We start from the raw sequence: 16,858 nt of genomic DNA on the forward strand, positions 1-16,858 counted from the left end.
GCGTTTGTGTTTGCGGGGCACTCCAGGGCAGGATAGCGGAACCGTCCTTTCACGCGTTCGCCGCGCGCCGCCATGGCTGCTGCCGATACTCCCACTTTGATTTCCCGCCGCGCGGCGCTCAGCCGGATGGTGCGCGCGGTCACGTCGCCGTACTACCGCTACCGGCACGCCAAGGTGCTGCATAGCCTGCGCGTCGGCCTCGCGATGCTGGTGTCGATTCTCGCGACGACCGGCATCGATATTCCGCACGGCATCTGGTCGTCGGTAACGCTGCTGGTCGTGATCGGCGGCTTGCAGCATCACGGCAATATCCGCAAGAAAGCGGCCGAACGCGCGGCCGGCACGCTGCTCGGGGCATCGATCGGGCTCCTGTTGATCGTGCAACAGCACTTCATCGGTTCGCTGCCGCTCACCTATGTGCTGGAGGCGATCATCGCGTCGATCTGCGCGTGGTTCGCGATTGGCTCGTCCGGCTATATCGGGCTCCTGACCGCCATCACGATGTGCATCGTCGCGGGCCACGGCGACAATCTGATCGACGTCGGCCTGTGGCGCACGCTGAACGTGCTGATCGGTATCGTCATCGCGCTGGCGTTTTCGTTCGCGTTTCCGCTGCACGCGACGTATTCGTGGCGCTACGGCCTCGCCGCCAATCTGCGCGAATGCGCGGGCATCTACGCGCGGCTGCTCGACGGCGAAACGATCACCGAGGAGGAGCAGATCAAGCGCTTCCTGCGGATCAACAAGCGGCTCGTGCAACTGCGCTCGCTGATGCCGTCGGTCGCGAAGGAAATCGACGTGCCGCAGTCGAGGCTCGAGGAGATCCAGCGGCTGCATCGCTCGGTGCTCAGCTCGCTGGAACTGCTTGCCACGGGTCCGCTGATGAACGCCGATGCCGCCGCGCGCACCGCCTATGCAGCGCATTGCGGCGCCGAGGTGCGCGCCGTGCGGGCGATCCTGTTGTCCACCGCGCGCGGGCTGCGTTTTGGCCGTCCGTCGCGCTTTGGCATTCCGGCCGCGGCGCCGCTCGCGAAGGGGCACGGCGACGTGGCCACCGCGTTGCCGCCCGACTGGCAAGGGCCGTACTGGCTCGGTCAGCGGCTCGCGGAGCAGGTAGACCGGTTGCGCGCGCTATTGCTGGAGACCGAGCCGAACTGGAACATCGAGCGGCACGAGCGGGCGACGCGTGGTAGGTAGGTGCTAGCGCTGGCCTGCCCCTAAGCCTCAAACCTGCGGCGGCAGTGTGACCATCCACATCATGCCGAAGCGGTCCACCACCATTCCGAAGCCCTTGCTCCAGAACGTTTGCTGGAACGGCATCACGACCTGGCCGCCATCGGCGAGCGCGTTGAAGCATTTTTCCGCCGACGCGCCGTCATCGACGGTCAGCGACAGACTGAAGCCATTGAACGGGCCGGCCGCCGGATCGCAGTTGCCGTCGGAAGCCATCCACGTGCTCGAGCCCAACTGCACGCTCGCGTGCATGATCTTGTCGGCGAGTTCGGGGCGTGGCGGATTGTGCGCGTCCGGCGGCGCTTCCTTGAACAGCATCTTGAAGGTCACCTGGGCGCCGAGCTTGTCGGTGTAGTAATCGAGCGCTTCCTGGCAACGGCCGTTGAAGAACACATAGGGCTGAACGTACATGATCGTCTCCATGGTCAGGCGTTGGGCGGGCGCCGTCGTTCCTCGCCAGCGGCGGCGGGGAGGGGCGTGGAGTCGATTGTAGTCGGTGGCGGCGCGTCGATCGTGACGCTATGTCGCCGGTGGCGACGCAGCGTAAACGAGAAGCGGCGCTGAACCGTGAGGTCCAGCGCCGCCTGTCATGGATGGGACTCGCGCGGAGCCGCGCGGCGAGCGTGAGCGCCACTCAGCCAGCCACGCCCGCCGCCTCCGGCGCCTCAGCGCATCGTGTCGATCAGCTTTTCCAGCTTCACCGCGTCCGCGGCGAACGTGCGGATGCCTTCGGAGAGCTTCTCGGTCGCCATCGCTTCGTCGTTGAGGAGGAAGCGGAACGACTTCTCGTCGACCGGCACGCGCTCGATGTCCGCGTCGTGCGATGTCTCCGGCGACAGCTTGCGTTCGACCTTGTCGGTGCTCTCGTGCAGTTTCTGCAGCAGGTCGGGGCTGATCGTCAACAGATCGCAGCCGGCCAGTTCCAGAATCTGCGAGGTCGTGCGAAAGCTCGCGCCCATCACCTCGGTCTTGTAGCCGAACTTCTTGTAGTACGCGTAGATGTGGCGCACCGACTTGACGCCCGGATCGTTGGCGCCGCCGTCTTTCGCTTCGTCCCACGCGCTGCCGGCGTTCTTCTTGTACCAGTCGTAGATGCGGCCGACGAACGGCGAGATCAGCTGCGCGCCAGCTTCCGCGGCGGCGGCGGCCTGCACGAGCGAGAACAGCAGCGTCATGTTGCAGTGGATGCCTTCCTTCTGCAGCACCTCGGCCGCGCGCACGCCTTCCCACGTCGACGCGAGCTTGATCAGCACGCGGTCGCGCTCGATGCCGTGTTCCTTGTACAGCGCGATCAGCTCGCGGCCTTTCGCGATCGAGCCTTCGACGTCGAACGACAGGCGCGCGTCGACTTCGGTCGACACCCGCCCCGGGATGATCTTCAGGATTTCGGTGCCGAAGGCGATCAGCAACTGGTCGATGATCGCGCCGGGCGGCTTCGACGCATGCGCCTTCACGGTCTTTTCGAGCAGCGGCCGGTAGTCGTCTTTCTGCACGGCCTTCAGAATCAGCGACGGATTGGTGGTCGCATCGCGCGGCTTGTACTGCGCGAGCTGCTGGAAGTCGCCGGTGTCGGCCACCACGGTGGTGTATTGCTTGAGTTGGTCGAGTGCGGTTGTCATGTTCGGGCCTTCAGGGCGCGTGTGCGCCATGGTTCAGGAGAAATGAGGACGCCGCCGCGCCGGCAGGAGGAATCAGCCGGCGCCGGCGGCCGCGGGTCAAGCCGCAGCGCGTCCCACGATGGCTTGGGAAACGCTGCCGGATACATCTATTCTATGGCGGATCGCCGAGGACGGTATGAACACCGCGTATGGACAGCCGGGCGTGGCGATCCGTTCACACGCGGCGCGCGTTCAGCACGACTTGCGTCACCACGCCCGCGACGAGCCCCCAGAACGCCGAGCCGATCGACAGCAGCGTGAGTCCCGAGGCGGTCACCATGAACGTGACGAGCGCCGCCTCGCGCTGCCTCGTATCCTGCATCGCGTTGGCGAGCCCGCTCATGATCGAGCCGAACAGCGCGAGGGCCGCGACCGACACGACCAACTCCTTCGGGAACGCCGCGAACAGCGCGGCGATCGTCGCGCCGAACACGCCCGCGAGCAGATAGAAAATGCCGCCCCATACGGCCGCTGTGTAGCGCCTGGCGGAGTTTTCGTGCGCTTCGGGGCCGGTGCAGATCGCCGCCGTGATCGCGGCAAGATTGATGCCGTGAGAACCGAACGGCGCGAGTAGCAGCGACGCGACGCCGGTCGTCGCGATCAGCGGCGCGGACGGGGTGGTATAGCCGTCGGCGCGCAGCACCGCGATGCCCGGCACGTTCTGCGAGGCCATCGCGACCACGAACAGCGGAATGCCGATGCTCACGCAAGCCGCCACCGAAAACGACGGCATCGTCAGCACCGGGTGCGCGAGCGCGACGTGAAAGTGGCTGAAGTCGAGCAGCCCGAGGCCGCCGGCGGCTGCGGTGCCTGCCACGAGCGTGGTCGGAATCGCATAACGCGGCACGAACCGTTTGACGATCAGGTAGGTAAAGAACATCGTCAGCACGAGCGCGGTCTGGTACTGCGCGGCACGGAAAATCTCGATGCCGATCTCGAACAGGATGCCCGCGAGCAGCGCTGCCGCAAGGCCGGACGGAATCCGCTTCATCAGCGCGTCGAACCAGCCGGTGACGCCGACCAGCGTCAGCAGCGCCGCGCAGAAGATGAATGCGCCGATCGCCTGCGCATACTCGACATGCGGCAGCGACGACACCAGCAGCGCCGCGCCCGGCGTCGACCACGCGATCACGATCGGCGCACGAAAGCGCAGCGACAGGCCGATCGTGCACAGGCCCATGCCGATCGACAGCGCCCAGATCCACGACGAAATCTGCGCGTCGCTCAGATGCGCGGCCTGGCCCGCCTGAAACATCAGCACGAGCGAGCTCGTGTAACCGGTCATCGCCGCGACGAAGCCCGCGACGATCGTCGACAGCGACGTATCGGCGAGCGGATTGAAGCGCCTGGGCGACGTGGCGGCGGGGGACAGTTGGGGCGAGGGGGACGAACTCATGCGAAGGCTTTCTTGTTGTGGAAGTTGAAGCGTCGGGACGTGGATTCTGGAATGGCGGGCGTTACTTGGGCGGGCGTTACTTGCTCAGCACCCGCATGGCCGTCTCGAGGCCCGCGAGCGTCAGCGGATACATGCGGTGGCCCAGCACTTCGCGGATCGCGCTGACCGACTGCCGGTACGGCCACAGCGCTTCCGGCTCCGGGTTCAGCCACGCGAAGTGCGGGAAGTGATCGGCGAGCCGGCGCAACCACACCGCGCCGGCCTCGGCGTTGTTGTACTCGACCGAGCCGCCGGGCTGCAACACTTCGTATGGGCTCATCGTCGCGTCGCCGACGAAGATCAGCTTGTAGTCGGGCGTGAACTTGTGCAGCACGTCCAACGTCGGTGTGCGCTCGGCGTGGCGGCGGCGGTTGTGCTTCCACAGGAAGTCGTACACGCAGTTGTGGAAGTAGTAGAACTCGAGGTGCTTGAACTCGGCCTTCGCGGCGGAGAACAGCTCCTCGGTGCGCTTCACGTGATCGTCCATCGAGCCGCCGACGTCGAGCAGCATCAGCACCTTCACGTTGTTGTGCCGCTCGGGCACCATCTTCAGATCGAGCCAGCCGGCGTTCGCGGCGGTGCTGCGGATCGTGTCGGGCAGGTCGAGTTCTTCCGCGGCGCCTTCGCGGGCGAACCGGCGCAACCGTCGCAGCGCGACCTTGATGTTGCGCGTGCCGATTTCGACCTGGTCGTCGTAGTCGCGATACGCGCGCGCTTCCCATACCTTGACGGCCGTGCGATTGCCGGCCGCGTCGCCGCCGATGCGCACGCCTTCGGGGTTATAGCCGCCGTGACCGAACGGCGACGTGCCGCCCGTCCCGATCCACTTGTTGCCGCCCTCGTGGCGCTCTTTCTGCTCGTCGAACAGTTCCTTCAGGCGCTCCATCAGCTTGTCGATGCCGCCCATCGCCTCGATCTGCGCCTTTTCCTCGGGCGATAGATCGCGTTGCAGCTTCTTCTTCAGCCAGTCGGGCGGAATCTCGAACGCGAGCTCCGAGGTCGCCGCGACACCGTTGAAAAAGGCGCCGAACGCCTGGTCGAACTTGTCGAAGTACTGCTCGTCCTTCACGAGCGTGATGCGCGAGAGGTAGTAGAACTCGTCGAGCGACGGCGCGATCACGTTGGCCTTCAGCGCTTCGAGCAGCGTCAGGTATTCCTTCACCGAGACCGGCAGGCGGGCGGCGCGCAGCGAGTAGAAAAAGTCGATCAGCATGCTGGATGTCCTGCGGCGCGGCGCCCGCTCAACGGTTGTTGCGGTTCATGAACAGCAGCCGCTCGAACAGGCTCACGTCCTGTTCGTTCTTCAGCAGCGCGCCGTGCAGGGGCGGCACGATCTGCTTCTGATCGGCCGAGCGCAGTGCTTCGGGCGGAATGTCTTCGGCGAGCAGCAGCTTGAGCCAGTCGAGCAGTTCGGAGGTGGACGGCTTCTTCTTCAGCCCCGCGACGTTGCGCAGCTCGAAGAAGCTCTGCAGCGCCGCGGCGAGCAGATCCTTCTTGATGCCGGGGTAATGCACGTCGACGATCTGCTGCATCGTCGTCGCATCCGGAAACCTGATGTAGTGGAAGAAGCAGCGGCGCAGGAACGCGTCGGGCAACTCCTTCTCGTTGTTCGACGTAATGATCACGAGCGGGCGATGTCTGGCGCGCACCAGCTCGCGCGTCTCGTACACGTAGAACTCCATGCGGTCGAGTTCGCGCAGCAGGTCGTTCGGGAATTCGATGTCGGCCTTGTCGATCTCGTCGATCAGCAGCACGCTCTGCTCGTCCGATTCGAACGCCTGCCACAGCACGCCCTTGACGATGTAGTTGCGGATGTCCTTCACGCGCTCGTCGCCGAGCTGCGAATCGCGCAGACGCGACACCGCGTCGTATTCGTACAGCCCCTGCTGTGCCTTGGTGGTCGACTTGATGTGCCATTGCAAGAGCGGCATGCCGAGCGCGGCGGCGACTTCCTCGGCGAGCATGGTCTTGCCGGTGCCGGGTTCGCCCTTGATCAGCAGCGGACGCTTGAGCGTCATCGCGGCGTTGACCGCGAGCTTGAGGTCGTCGGTGGCGACGTACTGCGATGAGCCTTCGAAACGCATGACGAGATGCTCTTGTGCGGGAAAAAACCCAGTATAAGTCAGAAGGCCTGTTGGCCTGAAACCGGCTCACGTATGGTGTCAGCCGCGCAGTGACGCGGCGGCGGTGCCGCTGTGGCGTCGTTGCGAAGCCGCCGCGGTCATGGCGTGGCGCGCGTCCCGGCGGGCGTTGCGCGGCCCCCGTGTCTGGTGGACGTTCGGCGCGGCGGCGCGGTACAATGAGCCCGATTTTTTTGGCCTGCGTGGCTACCCTACAAGAAGAACGGCGCGGACCGCTGCCTTTGTGGGCACCCGTTTCCCCTCAAGCCAGGTTACATCTATGAATAAATTCGTCGGCAAACACGTCGTGATCGCAGCGCTGTCGGTGCTCGCGGGGTATGCGGCCAATGCGCAGGCAGCGGATGTCGTAGGCAATGCCAAGGCGGGCCAGGACAAGGTCGCGATGTGTAGCGGCTGCCACGGCATCCCCGAATACCGCACGGCTTATCCAGAGGTTTTCCGCGTGCCGAAGCTTGGTGGCCAGAATCAGGCGTACCTCGAAAACGCGCTGCGCGCCTACAAGAAGGGCGACCGCCATTTCGCCACGATGCATGCGATCGCGGTGACGCTGTCGGATCAGGACATTGCCGATGTCGCCGCGTACTACGCAGCGCAAACTGCCGCTTCGAAAAACAATCCCGACAAGTGATCGGCGTCGGTCACCAGCACATCCAATTCGCGGGATAGGAGATTTCATGATCAAGCCCCAACAGGCACTCCACACGGTATTCAAGGCGGTCGGCGCGGCGGCGGTCATCGGTCTGGCCGCAGCGAACGCAGCACACGCTGCCGACGCCGGCAACGGTAAGGTGCTCGCCGCCAGCCACAACTGCGCGGCCTGCCACGGTCCCAACCTGAACAAGCCGGTGAGCCCGGAGTATCCGAAGCTGGCCGGTCAGTACGCCGACTATGTCTTCTGGGCGCTGCGTCAGTACCAGATGGGTACTGCCAATCCACACCTCGGCCGCAACAACGCGATCATGCAGGCACAGGTGCAGAGCCTGTCGCTAAGTGACATGAAGGACATCGCCGCTTACATCGAATCGCTAAAAGGCGACCTCGTGCAGAAAAAGTAAGCGTCAGGCGCCGGTTTCGCGCCGAAGCTTCAAAAGCAAAACACCCCGCCTTGGCGGGGTGTTTTGCTTTGAGGGCGTCGTACCTCGGCGTGCTGGCGTCGTGCCGCGCCGGCGTTTCCAGTCGCCTCAGTCGCGCGTCGCGCGCCGTTCGATGCGCTGCAGATACGCGTCCGTGTCCGGCGGCGTGCCGGTGCGCTGCGCTTCCCAGATGGTTTCGCCGAGGCAGTCCATGATCGCGTGCTGCGCCTCGTGCGTCGAGCCGAGGCGCGCGGCGAGCCGCTCATGCGCGGCTCGAATGCCGGGCGGCTGATCGATCGACAACTGCTCGGAGATCGCCAGGTGCATCGACAGGTGCAGGAACGGATTGGTCTGGCCGCGCTCCGGCGAATAGTCCTGCGCCTGGGCGGCGGGACCATCGGCGAGATCGGCGTGATATTCGGGATGCTCGACGATCCAGTCGGCGGCGATCGCCTCGAGCGGCGTCAAAATCTCGCCCTGGCGTTGTTTGCGCCAGGTGTCGGTGAAAAAGAGGCGAACTTCGTCGCGGCTGGGATTGAACATCGTGGAACCGGTGCGTGGGAGTGGAGACGCGGAGCGCGACGGTGCGGGTCCGCAGTGCGCGCTGCGCGTAAGGCACTATTTTACGCGGCGGCCGCGTGGGCTGCAGGCGCGCTGCACGGCCTCGGGTTTCGAGCTGGGCCGGCCTTATAGATCGGGTGGCGGGGTCTTCGGCCGGAACTCGCACAGCGGCTCGATCGCGCAATGCCAGCATTCGGGGCGGCGCGCCTTGCACACGTAGCGTCCATGCAGGATCAGCCAGTGGTGCGCATCCTGCCTGAATTCGGCGGGCGTGAATTTTTCGAGTGCCGCTTCGACCGCGCGCACGTCCTTGCCGGGCGCGAGGCCGGTGCGGTTGGCGACGCGGAAAATGTGCGTGTCGACCGCGATGGTCGGATGGCCGAATGCGGTGTTCAGGATCACGTTGGCCGTTTTGCGGCCGACACCGGGCAGCCCTTCGAGTGCCTCGCGATCCTCCGGCACCTCGCCGCCATACCGGTCGAGCAGAATGCGGCAGGTCGCGATCACGTTCTTCGCCTTCGTGCGATACAGACCGATCGTCTTGATATAGCTCGCGACACCTTCCTCGCCGAGGTCGAACACCTTCTGCGGCGTGTTCGCGACCGGAAACATCCTGCGCATCGCCTTGTTGACCGACACGTCGGTCGCCTGCGCCGACAACAGCACCGCGATCAGCAGTTCGAACGGCGTCGTGTACTCGAGCTCGGTGGTCGGATGCGGATTGAGGCTCTGAAGCGTTTCGTAGATCGCGCGGCGTTTGTTCGCGTTCATGCGGAGCGGGTCCGTGTGAGTGGGCCTGGTTGCGTCGGCGTGGTCAGCGCGCGGTTGGCGGTGAGTTGGACGGTGGATTGGACTCGTTTGACTCCTTTGACTCGTCGGACTGCTGTTCCGAGCCGGGCGTGTCGCCACCGCTGGCAAGACCGAGACGGCGGCGGCGCGCTTCGGCGGCGTCGATCTGTGCCTGCACGTCGGCGCTGACGTTCTCGGTGTTCAGCGGTCCCTCGCCTTTCGCGGCCAAGTCTTCCTTCTTCTTGCGCGCGCGTTCGAGCGCGGCCTGGATGATCGCGCGTTTCTTCGCTTCCGCGTCGTCCGCAATCGGGGCGGCGGGAGCCTCGGACGGCACTGTCGCGCCGCTTGCAGCAACCGCGTCCGGCGCAGCCGGCGGCGCGCTTGCGGCTCGCCGCGCCGCAGCGCGCGCTTCGGCGGCGTCGCGCTCGCGCGCGAGACGGGTCTCGTGGCGGTTATGACGCGCCCGCGCCGCGTCCGCGTGGCTTTGGCTCCATGCATCCCAGCCGGTGGCCTCGCCGGTCACGGGGAGCATCGTGATGCAGTCGACCGGGCAGGGCGGCACGCACAGGTCGCAGCCGGTGCATAGCTCGGCGACCACGGTGTGCATCTGTTTCGGTGCGCCAACTATCGCGTCGACCGGACACGCCTGCATGCACAGCGTGCAGCCGATGCACACCTGTTCGTCGATAACCGCCAACGGACGCGGACGTTCGACGCCATTGGCCGAATTGAGCGGAATCACCGGTTTGCCGAGCAGCGCGGCGAGGCGCGCGATGCCCTCGGCGCCGCCGGGCGGGCACTGGTTATAGTTCGCCTCGCCATTGGCGACGGCTTCGGCATACGGACGGCATGCGGGATAACCGCACTTCGTGCATTGCGTTTGAGGCAGCAGATCTTCGATGCGATCCGCGAGTGTTTTGACGTCTGTCACGGTTGCGGCGCGGGGGTTTGCCGTGCGATCGCACGACCTGAACTAAATAGCACATTATCGCCGATTTCCCGGATTGCCATTCGCAATCCATGTGCCATAATCGAAGCGCTTCATTCGAAAGACCGCAGAAAAGGGTGTGTTTCCCAACCATGACGCGCCCGCTAAACGCCGCCACAAAAAGGCTCGAGGAGAGGCCGGCGGCGCGATCCGGAGAACGCGGCTCACGAAGACGATGCCACCATGAATCAGCCGAAAATCAAAAGAGATCCTGAAGGCACGAGGCGCCGCATCTTGCTCGCGGCGGCGGAAGAGTTTGCAAATGGAGGGCTGTTCGGCGCGCGGGTCGATCAGATCGCTCGCCGCGCGGAAACCAATGAACGAATGCTCTATTACTACTTCGGTAGCAAGGAGCAGCTATTCACCGCGGTACTCGAGCACGCGTTCAGCGCGCTCAACGAAGCGGAACGCACGCTCGAACTCAACGGAATCGCGCCGGTCGAGGCGGTTACGCGCCTCGCGCATTTCGTGTGGGACTACTACCGCGATCATCCCGAGTTGTTGAGGCTCATCAACAACGAGAATCTGCATGAAGCACGCTATATGCAGAAGTCCACGCGCATACGCGAAATGATCTCGCCGATCGTCGCCACGCTCGGCGGCATTCTCGAACGTGGGCAGCGCGCGGGGCTGTTTCGCACGAACATCGACCCGCTGCGCTTTTACGTGACGCTCTCGGGCATGGGCTACTACATCGTGTCGAACCGTTTCACGCTCGAGGCGACGCTCGGCCGCGATTTCAGCAGCGCCGCCGAACGCAGCGAGGTGATTCAGATGAATACCGAACTGCTGCTCGCGTATTTGTTGAGAAAGTAACGGGCAGTGCCGCGGTGATCATGGCCGTGGCAAAAAATCAGTATCACGAACAAAGCGCGATAAAAAAGCCAACGGCCTCGAACGGGACCGTTGGCTTTTTATATGCTAGTGCAAGTTTGATGCTCAGGCTTCGACTTTTTCTTTCGCCGTTTTTGCTGCCTTGTTGTGCTCGAGAATGAAGTCGCGCAATTGCGGGTAAATGATCGTGCGCCAGCGGCGGCCCGAGAAAATGCCGTAGTGGCCGCATTTCTCCGCAGTGAAGTGACGCTTGTTCTTCGCCGGAATGCCGCTGCACAAGTCGTGCGCCGCGTAAGTCTGGCCGTCGCCCGAAATGTCGTCGAGTTCACCTTCGATCGTAAACAGCGCGGTCGTCGTGATGTCCTGCGGCCGCACCGGTTCGCCGTTGACGACCCACGTGCCCTCGGCAAGACGGAACTCCTGGAACACGACGCGGATCGTGTCGAGGTAATAATCGGCATCCATGTCGAGCACCGCGTTGTACTCGTCGTAGAAGCGGCGGTGCGCTTCGGCGTCGTCCTCGTCGCCGCGCAGCAGGCTCTGGTAGAAATCCCAGTGCGACGCCGCGTGACGCTCCGGATTCATCGCGACGAAACCGGTGTGCTGCAGGAAGCCGGGATAGACCTTGCGGCCCGCGCCGGGATAGTTCGGCGGCACCGTGAAGATCACGTTGTTCTCGAACCACTCGTACGAGTGCTGCGTGGCTAGCGAATTGACCGAGGTCGGGCTCTTTCGTGCGTCGATCGGGCCACCCATCATCGTCATCGTGCGCGGCGTGTCCTCGCCGCGGCTCGCCATCAGCGAAATGGCGGCGAGCACCGGCACGGTCGGCTGACACACCGAGATCACGTGCAGATTCTTCGCGCCGATATGGCGAATGAATTCCTGGATATACGCGATGTAGTCGTTCAGACCGAACCAGCCGGCTTCTAGCGGCACCATGCGCGCGTCGAGCCAGTCGGTGATGTAGACCTTGTGGTCTTGCAGCAACGTGCGCACGGTATCGCGTAGCAGTGTGGCGTGGTGTCCTGACAACGGTGCGCAGACGAGCACGACCGGTTCGTCTTTCAATTGGCTGACAGCTTCGCTGTCGTCCGCGAAGCGCTTGAAGCGCATCAGACGGCAGAACGGCTTTTCGATGAACGTCTGCTCGACGATCGGAATGTTATGGCCGTCTTTGACAATCTGGTGAATATTGAACTCGGGCTTTTCGTAGTCCTTGCCGAGCCGGTAAAGCAGTTCGTAGCCGGCGGAAAGGCGCGTGGCGCCCGGAACATACGCTAGCGGACTGGCCGGATTCGCAAATGATTTCGATGCGGCCTGAGCCCAGGCGGTGAGGGGGCTCAACATCGCCCGCTGGAATTCATGAAATTGATAGAGCATGTTTGCTCCGTTTTAAGCGGTTCGCATGGGGCTTCGCAAACACGCGTGAGGCGTTGCGGCGGGCCATTGTGGTTGTAGGCACATTATTGTCGGCCGACAGTCAGATCGATAATATCGAATAAGGTAAATTTGTGCAATGCAACAATATTCGCATTCAGTGTACGCAAATTGTCACTGCGTCATGCTAATGGCGATGCTGCTCCGCCGCTATCAGGGCTTGCCTGAACCTCAAGCTCCATCGCGCGCGCCGGATGGCCGGTCGCCTGCGCCATCTCCTGCTCGTGCTTCATCAGGTTCAGTCCGGTGTTCACGAGCGCAACGTGGGAGAACGCCTGCGGAAAATTGCCGACGAGACGTTTATCGACCGGGTCGTACTCCTCGGACAGCAGGCCGACGTCGTTGCACAGCGCGAGCAGCCGCTCGTACATCTCGGTTGCTTCCTGCACGCGTCCCTGTAGAGCAAGGTTATCCACCATCCAGAACGAACACGCAAGAAAGGTGCCTTCTCCCGGTGGCAAGCCGTCGTCGTATTCCGTGGTGCGGTAGCGCAGCACGAAGCCGCCGTGCATCAGGTTCCGCTCGATCGCCTCGACCGTGCCCTTGATGCGCGGATCCTGCGGCGGCAGGAAGGCGACCAGCGGCATCAGCAGCACGCTCGCGTCGAGCTGATCGCTGCCGTAGTACTGCGAGAACGCGTTGAGCTGCGGATTCCACGCCTTCTCGCAGACCTCGGCGTGGATCGTGTCACGCGTCGCGCGCCATTCGTCGAGGGGGCCGTCGAGCTTGAACATTTCGGCCGAGCGGATCGCGCGGTCGAACGCGACCCACGCCATCACCTTCGAGAACGTGAAATGCTCGGGGCCGCCGCGCGTCTCCCAGATGCCTTCGTCGGGTTCGCGCCAGATCGTGCTCAGGTGCTCGAGCAGCGCGCGCTGCACGCTCCACGCGGTGACGTCCGCCTGCAGGCCGCCGACGCGCGCCAGATGCAGCGCGTTCATCACCTCGCCGTAGACGTCGAGCTGACGCTGCCCGACCGCATTGTTGCCGATGCGCACCGGTTTCGCGCCCTCGTAGCCGGGCAGCCAGTCGATTTCGGATTCGGGCAGGCGCCGCTCGCCGCCGATGCCGTACATGATCTGCAACTGGTCCGGCGCGCCCGCCATCACGCGGCCGAGCCAGCTGCGCCAGGCGCGCGCTTCGTCGTAGTAGCCGCCGCGCATCATCGCGAGCAGCGTGATGGTCGCGTCGCGCAGCCAGCAGTAGCGGTAGTCCCAGTTGCGCGTGCCGCCGAGCCGCTCGGGCAGCGACGTGGTGGGCGCCGCGACGATGCCGCCGGTCGGCTCGTAGGCGAGCGCGCGCAGCGTGATCAGCGAGCGGCGGATCGGCCCGGCCCAGCGTCCTTCGACGGTGCCGCGCGCCGCCCATTCGAGCCAGTGGTTCTCGGTGCGCGCGAGCGACGTGTGCGGATCGCGCGCGGGCGGAATGCGCAGATGCGACGCCGCGTACGCGAGCGAGAACGGCACGCGCTCGCCCTCGGTTACCGTGAATTCCGCGATGGTCTTCATGTCTTCGCCGTGCAGTTCGACCGGCGTGCGCAGCACCGCGTTGTCGGGGCCGACGATCGCCTTGATGCCGCTGTCGTGCTTGAGCTTGTCGACCCACGGAATCGAGAAGCCGTAGTCGAAGCGCAGCACGAGTTCCATCTTCATGCGCACGGTGCCGCGTTTGCCGACGACGATGCGGATCAGCTCCGACCAGCCGTTGCCGGGCGGCATGAAATCGATCAGCGTGACGGCGCCCTCGGGCGTTTCGAAGTCGGTTTCGAGAATCAGCGTTTCGCCGCGATAGCGCCGCGTGATGGTCGGCGCGCCGTGCTCGCCCTCGCTGGCGGGGGCGATCAGCCAACGGCCGTTGTCGGGCGAGCCGAGCAGCGCGGCGAAGCAGGCGCCCGAGTCGAAGCGCGGCCAGCAGAGCCAGTCGACGGAACCCTCGCGGGAGATGAGCGCGGCGGTATGGCCATCGCCGATGAGTGCGTAGTCTTCGATGTGTGCAGGCATGGGAAGCGTGTCGGAAAACGAGTCGTTATTACGGACGGCCACAGCAGCCGCGCTTCGAGTGGGCGTTATTACCGGACCACGATCGGCAGTGTTTGGTTCACCGCACAGTGCGGCAAAACGCGGGTTGGAAAATTGTCAAATCCATGCATACAATTAAATTTCATGCCGATGTTCGGCGACCTGCCGGACTGCGAATCGGCCTTGCTCATGGCGGTTGCAGACGCCGTTTCCGAGGACGAAAGCCATGCTGAACCCTTCGAAATCCGATTGCATCACAATTCTCTCGGCCGCCAGCCAGCTTGCCGGCGACTCCATGTTGCCACTCGATCATGGCCGGCTCGGCCTGAGCCGCAACGGCATGCTGGCTGCCGCCTCCTTCCTGGTCGAGCGGGCCTGCTTCCGGCGCTATCAGCAGGATGCCGATCATTATGCGGTCGGCGCGCTGTCGTTGCAGGGGCGCCTGCGGCTCGAACAGCTGGCGAACGGTTGAGCGGTAGGGCCGAGCGTTCGTAGCGCAGGTTCCTGGCGTATCCGCGCCGGCCATTCGCCGCATCCCTTCGTACCGCGCCTTCCCATTTCCTATCCGTATCTTCACGCCGCGTCGCGTCAGGTCGATCGTTCGCGTGGCGCGGGTGTCGCGCGCGTCAATCTTGCACGCGATACCCGCTTCCCGCATATGTCACGGCGTGACATTTGCCGCGCTCTCACACCGGCGAGTGGCGCTGGCACCCAGCGAACCTTCCCTTCGTGCGAAACCACCTCGATACCGGACGCAAATCTCGCGCCCGGCGTCGTGGCACCTGTCGCTCACAGATGCGACGAGCCCACGCCGAAGATCCCGATGATGCCGATGATGATCAGGTAAAGCGCGACGATGTAGTTCAACAGGCGCGGCATGATCAGGATCAGGATGCCGGCGATCAGCGAAACGAGCGGGCCCAGGCTGAGAGTGACGTTCATGGAGACTCCGTGGTTGAGACGCGTGATGCGCGATTGAGGAAACGATTGAAAAACGTCCCGCCGCGCGGGACCCAAGCCGCTGGCGCAGACCGTGCCGCAGCGATGGATTCACTGCATGATCCGACCTGACGCTCTTATACTGACTTCGACAACAACAACGTGGAACGACGCTCGATTCGCGGCGCGGCAGACCAGACACCGTTACAACCGCTCGTACCCCGGCTCATACGCGAGCCCGTACCAGACAACCGATGTCGAGGAGGTCTCATGCTTCACAGTCGCCGTGCCGTCGGGCGTATTGCCGTGCGCCCAGTTCCGACTTCCGTTTTTACTTCTGTTCTTGCCAGTGTTGCCTTTCAGGGTTCCCGTCCGCGTGGCGCTGACCGCGCCGCTCCATCTGCCGTGGATTGCACGGCGGAAAGCACCGCCCGGCGCGCAACGCGGCCAACGCCGTTGCGGGCCGCCCGTTCGATAATAAGAGGTTTCGCGCTCATGGTTTCGATTGTTGCTTCGCACGCGTATGCGCAAGATTCTGGCCCGGTCCCCGCGGACGGCGTCTATACGCTGCTGGTCGGTACTTACACCAGCGGCAAGAGCGAGGGCATCTACGTCTTTCGCTTCGATACGAAGACCGGCGCGGCGACCCAGGTGTCGGTCGCGCAGACGGTCAATCCGTCGTTTCTGGTCGTGAGCCGCGACCGCCGCTTCGTCTATTCGGTCAACGAACTGCCCGGTGACAACGGCCCGGCCACGCAGCGCGGCGGGATCAGCGCGTTCGGCTTCGATGCCGCGCGCGGGCAACTGACGTTTCTGAACAAGGTGTCGTCGGACGGCAATGATCCGTGCTATCTGAGCATCTCGGCGGACGGCAAGTATCTGCTGGGCGCGAACTATTCGGTCGCGCCCGATCCGGGCGGCAGTTTCGCGGTGTTTCCGCTGCAGGCGAACGGCCAGGTCGGCACCTCGGTGCAGACCGTGCATCACGAGGGCGGCGGTCCGGTGAAAGGGCGGCAGGACAACTCGCACGTGCATTCGACCGTGTTCTCGCCTGACGGCCGCTATCTGTTCGCGCAGGACCTCGGCGCCGACAAGCTGTACTCGTACCGCTACGCGCCGCAGAGCAGCGCCGGCGCGGGTCCATTCATCGCGACGGACTGGGGCTACACGCAGCAGAAGGCCGGCACGGGTCCGCGCCATCTGATCTTTGGCGCGGACGGCAAGCACGCGTATCTGACGAGCGAACTCGCGGCGACCGTCAGCACGTTCGACTACCACGACGGCAGGCTGAAGCTCGTGCAGACGCTGCCATTGAGCGAGCCTGACTTCAAAGGGAAGGTGGGCGCCGCGGCGATCCATATGTCGCCGGACGGACGCTTCGTGTATGCGTCCAATCGCGGCGACGCGAACGAGATCGTGATCTTCTCGGTCGATCCCGCCACCGGACACCTGAAGCAGATCGGCCGGCAGTCGAGCCTCGGCAAATCGCCGCGCGAGTTCACCATCGATCCGACCGGCAACTGGCTGATCGTCGGCAATCAGCTGAGCGACACGGTCTATGTGTTCAAGCGCGATCCGCAGACGGGGCTGCTCGATCCGAATCCGAAGCAGCATTTCGATCTCGGCTCGCCGGTCGACTTCAAGCTGGTATCACCGTCGTGATGCGCGGCACGCGCGGGTAAATGAAAAACGGACAGCTCACATCCTGAGGCTGTCCGTTTTTTCTTCCGGATCATCGCCGACCCGGTT

17 protein-coding genes are annotated in these 16,858 nt (G+C 64.2%); 6 read left to right on the forward strand and 11 right to left on the reverse strand.

Translation table 11 applies throughout. From position 1 onward, the window contains the following. The first annotated feature begins 72 nt into the window (after positions 1–72). Positions 73–1,197 (forward strand): FUSC family protein, encoded by a 1,125-nt coding sequence (locus OKW27_RS33535; RefSeq protein WP_184059459.1) that lies wholly within the window; start codon positions 73–75, stop codon positions 1,195–1,197. A 27-nt stretch (positions 1,198–1,224) separates the two neighbouring features. Here OKW27_RS33535 and OKW27_RS33540 read toward each other — a convergent pair whose 3' ends face one another. From OKW27_RS33540 to OKW27_RS33560, 5 genes are all read right to left on the reverse strand, one after another. Further along, complete coding sequence (locus OKW27_RS33540; protein ID WP_090805641.1) at positions 1,225–1,644, reverse strand: VOC family protein; 420 nt, start codon at positions 1,642–1,644, stop codon at positions 1,225–1,227. Positions 1,645–1,898: 254 nt separating this feature from the next. Continuing rightward, on the reverse strand, positions 1,899–2,852 hold the full coding sequence (gene tal, locus OKW27_RS33545) for a transaldolase (protein ID WP_090805643.1): 954 nt from the start codon (positions 2,850–2,852) through the stop codon (positions 1,899–1,901). 214 nt (positions 2,853–3,066) lie between these two features. Next, positions 3,067–4,287, reverse strand: coding sequence for a benzoate/H(+) symporter BenE family transporter (locus tag OKW27_RS33550; protein ID WP_429335988.1), 1,221 nt, complete (start codon positions 4,285–4,287; stop codon positions 3,067–3,069). 76 nt (positions 4,288–4,363) lie between these two features. After that, positions 4,364–5,539: a vWA domain-containing protein gene (locus OKW27_RS33555; RefSeq protein ID WP_184059454.1), complete on the reverse strand. Its 1,176-nt coding sequence runs from the start codon at positions 5,537–5,539 to the stop codon at positions 4,364–4,366. Between the two features lie 28 nt (positions 5,540–5,567). Continuing rightward, complete coding sequence (locus tag OKW27_RS33560; protein WP_090803635.1) at positions 5,568–6,410, reverse strand: AAA family ATPase; 843 nt, start codon at positions 6,408–6,410, stop codon at positions 5,568–5,570. 316 nt (positions 6,411–6,726) lie between these two features. Between OKW27_RS33560 and OKW27_RS33565 the strand changes: the two genes are divergently transcribed. Further along, a complete protein-coding gene (locus OKW27_RS33565; protein ID WP_090803639.1) occupies positions 6,727–7,095 on the forward strand; it encodes a c-type cytochrome in 369 nt (122 codons plus the stop codon). Between the two features lie 46 nt (positions 7,096–7,141). Beyond that, on the forward strand, positions 7,142–7,522 hold the full coding sequence (locus OKW27_RS33570) for a c-type cytochrome (RefSeq protein WP_429335989.1): 381 nt from the start codon (positions 7,142–7,144) through the stop codon (positions 7,520–7,522). A gap of 126 nt (positions 7,523–7,648) precedes the next feature. Here OKW27_RS33570 and OKW27_RS33575 read toward each other — a convergent pair whose 3' ends face one another. From OKW27_RS33575 to rsxB, 3 genes are all read right to left on the reverse strand, one after another. Next, complete coding sequence (locus OKW27_RS33575; RefSeq protein ID WP_018419890.1) at positions 7,649–8,083, reverse strand: DUF1841 family protein; 435 nt, start codon at positions 8,081–8,083, stop codon at positions 7,649–7,651. 144 nt (positions 8,084–8,227) lie between these two features. Beyond that, positions 8,228–8,872 carry an endonuclease III gene (nth, locus tag OKW27_RS33580; protein WP_187611024.1) on the reverse strand — a complete coding sequence of 215 codons (645 nt, stop codon included), beginning with the start codon at positions 8,870–8,872 and terminating at the stop codon, positions 8,228–8,230. Between the two features lie 43 nt (positions 8,873–8,915). Next, entirely contained in the window at positions 8,916–9,821 is a 906-nt protein-coding gene (rsxB, locus tag OKW27_RS33585) for an electron transport complex subunit RsxB (RefSeq protein ID WP_429335990.1), read from the reverse strand. 240 nt (positions 9,822–10,061) lie between these two features. Here rsxB and OKW27_RS33590 point away from each other — a divergent pair, with 240 nt between their 5' ends. Then, positions 10,062–10,694 (forward strand): TetR family transcriptional regulator, encoded by a 633-nt coding sequence (locus tag OKW27_RS33590; RefSeq protein ID WP_013088849.1) that lies wholly within the window; start codon positions 10,062–10,064, stop codon positions 10,692–10,694. A gap of 123 nt (positions 10,695–10,817) precedes the next feature. Here OKW27_RS33590 and OKW27_RS33595 read toward each other — a convergent pair whose 3' ends face one another. Together OKW27_RS33595 and OKW27_RS33600 are read right to left on the reverse strand one after the other, a co-directional pair. Further along, positions 10,818–12,095, reverse strand: a complete 1,278-nt coding sequence (locus tag OKW27_RS33595) for a polyhydroxyalkanoate depolymerase (protein WP_090803645.1) — start codon at positions 12,093–12,095, stop codon at positions 10,818–10,820. 179 nt (positions 12,096–12,274) lie between these two features. Beyond that, positions 12,275–14,152: a glycoside hydrolase family 15 protein gene (locus OKW27_RS33600; protein ID WP_429335991.1), complete on the reverse strand. Its 1,878-nt coding sequence runs from the start codon at positions 14,150–14,152 to the stop codon at positions 12,275–12,277. A 244-nt stretch (positions 14,153–14,396) separates the two neighbouring features. Here OKW27_RS33600 and OKW27_RS33605 point away from each other — a divergent pair, with 244 nt between their 5' ends. Further along, positions 14,397–14,642, forward strand: a complete 246-nt coding sequence (locus OKW27_RS33605) for a hypothetical protein (RefSeq protein WP_090803648.1) — start codon at positions 14,397–14,399, stop codon at positions 14,640–14,642. A gap of 317 nt (positions 14,643–14,959) precedes the next feature. On the opposite strand, the gene OKW27_RS33610 is transcribed toward OKW27_RS33605, so the two are convergent. Further along, positions 14,960–15,112, reverse strand: coding sequence for a DUF3096 domain-containing protein (locus OKW27_RS33610; protein ID WP_013088853.1), 153 nt, complete (start codon positions 15,110–15,112; stop codon positions 14,960–14,962). A 267-nt stretch (positions 15,113–15,379) separates the two neighbouring features. On the opposite strand from OKW27_RS33610, the gene OKW27_RS33615 reads away from it, so the two are divergent. Further along, positions 15,380–16,771 carry a lactonase family protein gene (locus OKW27_RS33615; RefSeq protein ID WP_429335992.1) on the forward strand — a complete coding sequence of 464 codons (1,392 nt, stop codon included), beginning with the start codon at positions 15,380–15,382 and terminating at the stop codon, positions 16,769–16,771. Positions 16,772–16,858 lie beyond the last annotated feature (87 nt).

Source organism: Paraburkholderia sp. 35.1, from assembly GCF_050436525.1.
In the GTDB taxonomy this organism is placed as follows: domain Bacteria; phylum Pseudomonadota; class Gammaproteobacteria; order Burkholderiales; family Burkholderiaceae; genus Paraburkholderia; species Paraburkholderia tuberum.

What these genes read in the sequence shown, in the direction of transcription:
- OKW27_RS33535 (WP_184059459.1), top strand. Translation starts at nt 73, where the DNA reads ATGGCTGCTGCCGATACTCCCACTTTGATTTCCCGCCGCGCGGCGCTC.
- OKW27_RS33540 (WP_090805641.1), bottom strand. Translation starts at nt 1,644, where the DNA reads ATGTACGTTCAGCCCTATGTGTTCTTCAACGGCCGTTGCCAGGAAGCG.
- tal (WP_090805643.1), bottom strand. Translation starts at nt 2,852, where the DNA reads ATGACAACCGCACTCGACCAACTCAAGCAATACACCACCGTGGTGGCC.
- OKW27_RS33550 (WP_429335988.1), bottom strand. Translation starts at nt 4,287, where the DNA reads ATGAGTTCGTCCCCCTCGCCCCAACTGTCCCCCGCCGCCACGTCGCCC.
- OKW27_RS33555 (WP_184059454.1), bottom strand. Translation starts at nt 5,539, where the DNA reads ATGCTGATCGACTTTTTCTACTCGCTGCGCGCCGCCCGCCTGCCGGTC.
- OKW27_RS33560 (WP_090803635.1), bottom strand. Translation starts at nt 6,410, where the DNA reads ATGCGTTTCGAAGGCTCATCGCAGTACGTCGCCACCGACGACCTCAAG.
- OKW27_RS33565 (WP_090803639.1), top strand. Translation starts at nt 6,727, where the DNA reads ATGAATAAATTCGTCGGCAAACACGTCGTGATCGCAGCGCTGTCGGTG.
- OKW27_RS33570 (WP_429335989.1), top strand. Translation starts at nt 7,142, where the DNA reads ATGATCAAGCCCCAACAGGCACTCCACACGGTATTCAAGGCGGTCGGC.
- OKW27_RS33575 (WP_018419890.1), bottom strand. Translation starts at nt 8,083, where the DNA reads ATGTTCAATCCCAGCCGCGACGAAGTTCGCCTCTTTTTCACCGACACC.
- nth (WP_187611024.1), bottom strand. Translation starts at nt 8,872, where the DNA reads ATGAACGCGAACAAACGCCGCGCGATCTACGAAACGCTTCAGAGCCTC.
- OKW27_RS33590 (WP_013088849.1), top strand. Translation starts at nt 10,062, where the DNA reads ATGAATCAGCCGAAAATCAAAAGAGATCCTGAAGGCACGAGGCGCCGC.
- OKW27_RS33595 (WP_090803645.1), bottom strand. Translation starts at nt 12,095, where the DNA reads ATGCTCTATCAATTTCATGAATTCCAGCGGGCGATGTTGAGCCCCCTC.
- OKW27_RS33600 (WP_429335991.1), bottom strand. Translation starts at nt 14,152, where the DNA reads ATGCCTGCACACATCGAAGACTACGCACTCATCGGCGATGGCCATACC.
- OKW27_RS33605 (WP_090803648.1), top strand. Translation starts at nt 14,397, where the DNA reads ATGCTGAACCCTTCGAAATCCGATTGCATCACAATTCTCTCGGCCGCC.
- OKW27_RS33610 (WP_013088853.1), bottom strand. Translation starts at nt 15,112, where the DNA reads ATGAACGTCACTCTCAGCCTGGGCCCGCTCGTTTCGCTGATCGCCGGC.
- OKW27_RS33615 (WP_429335992.1), top strand. Translation starts at nt 15,380, where the DNA reads ATGCTTCACAGTCGCCGTGCCGTCGGGCGTATTGCCGTGCGCCCAGTT.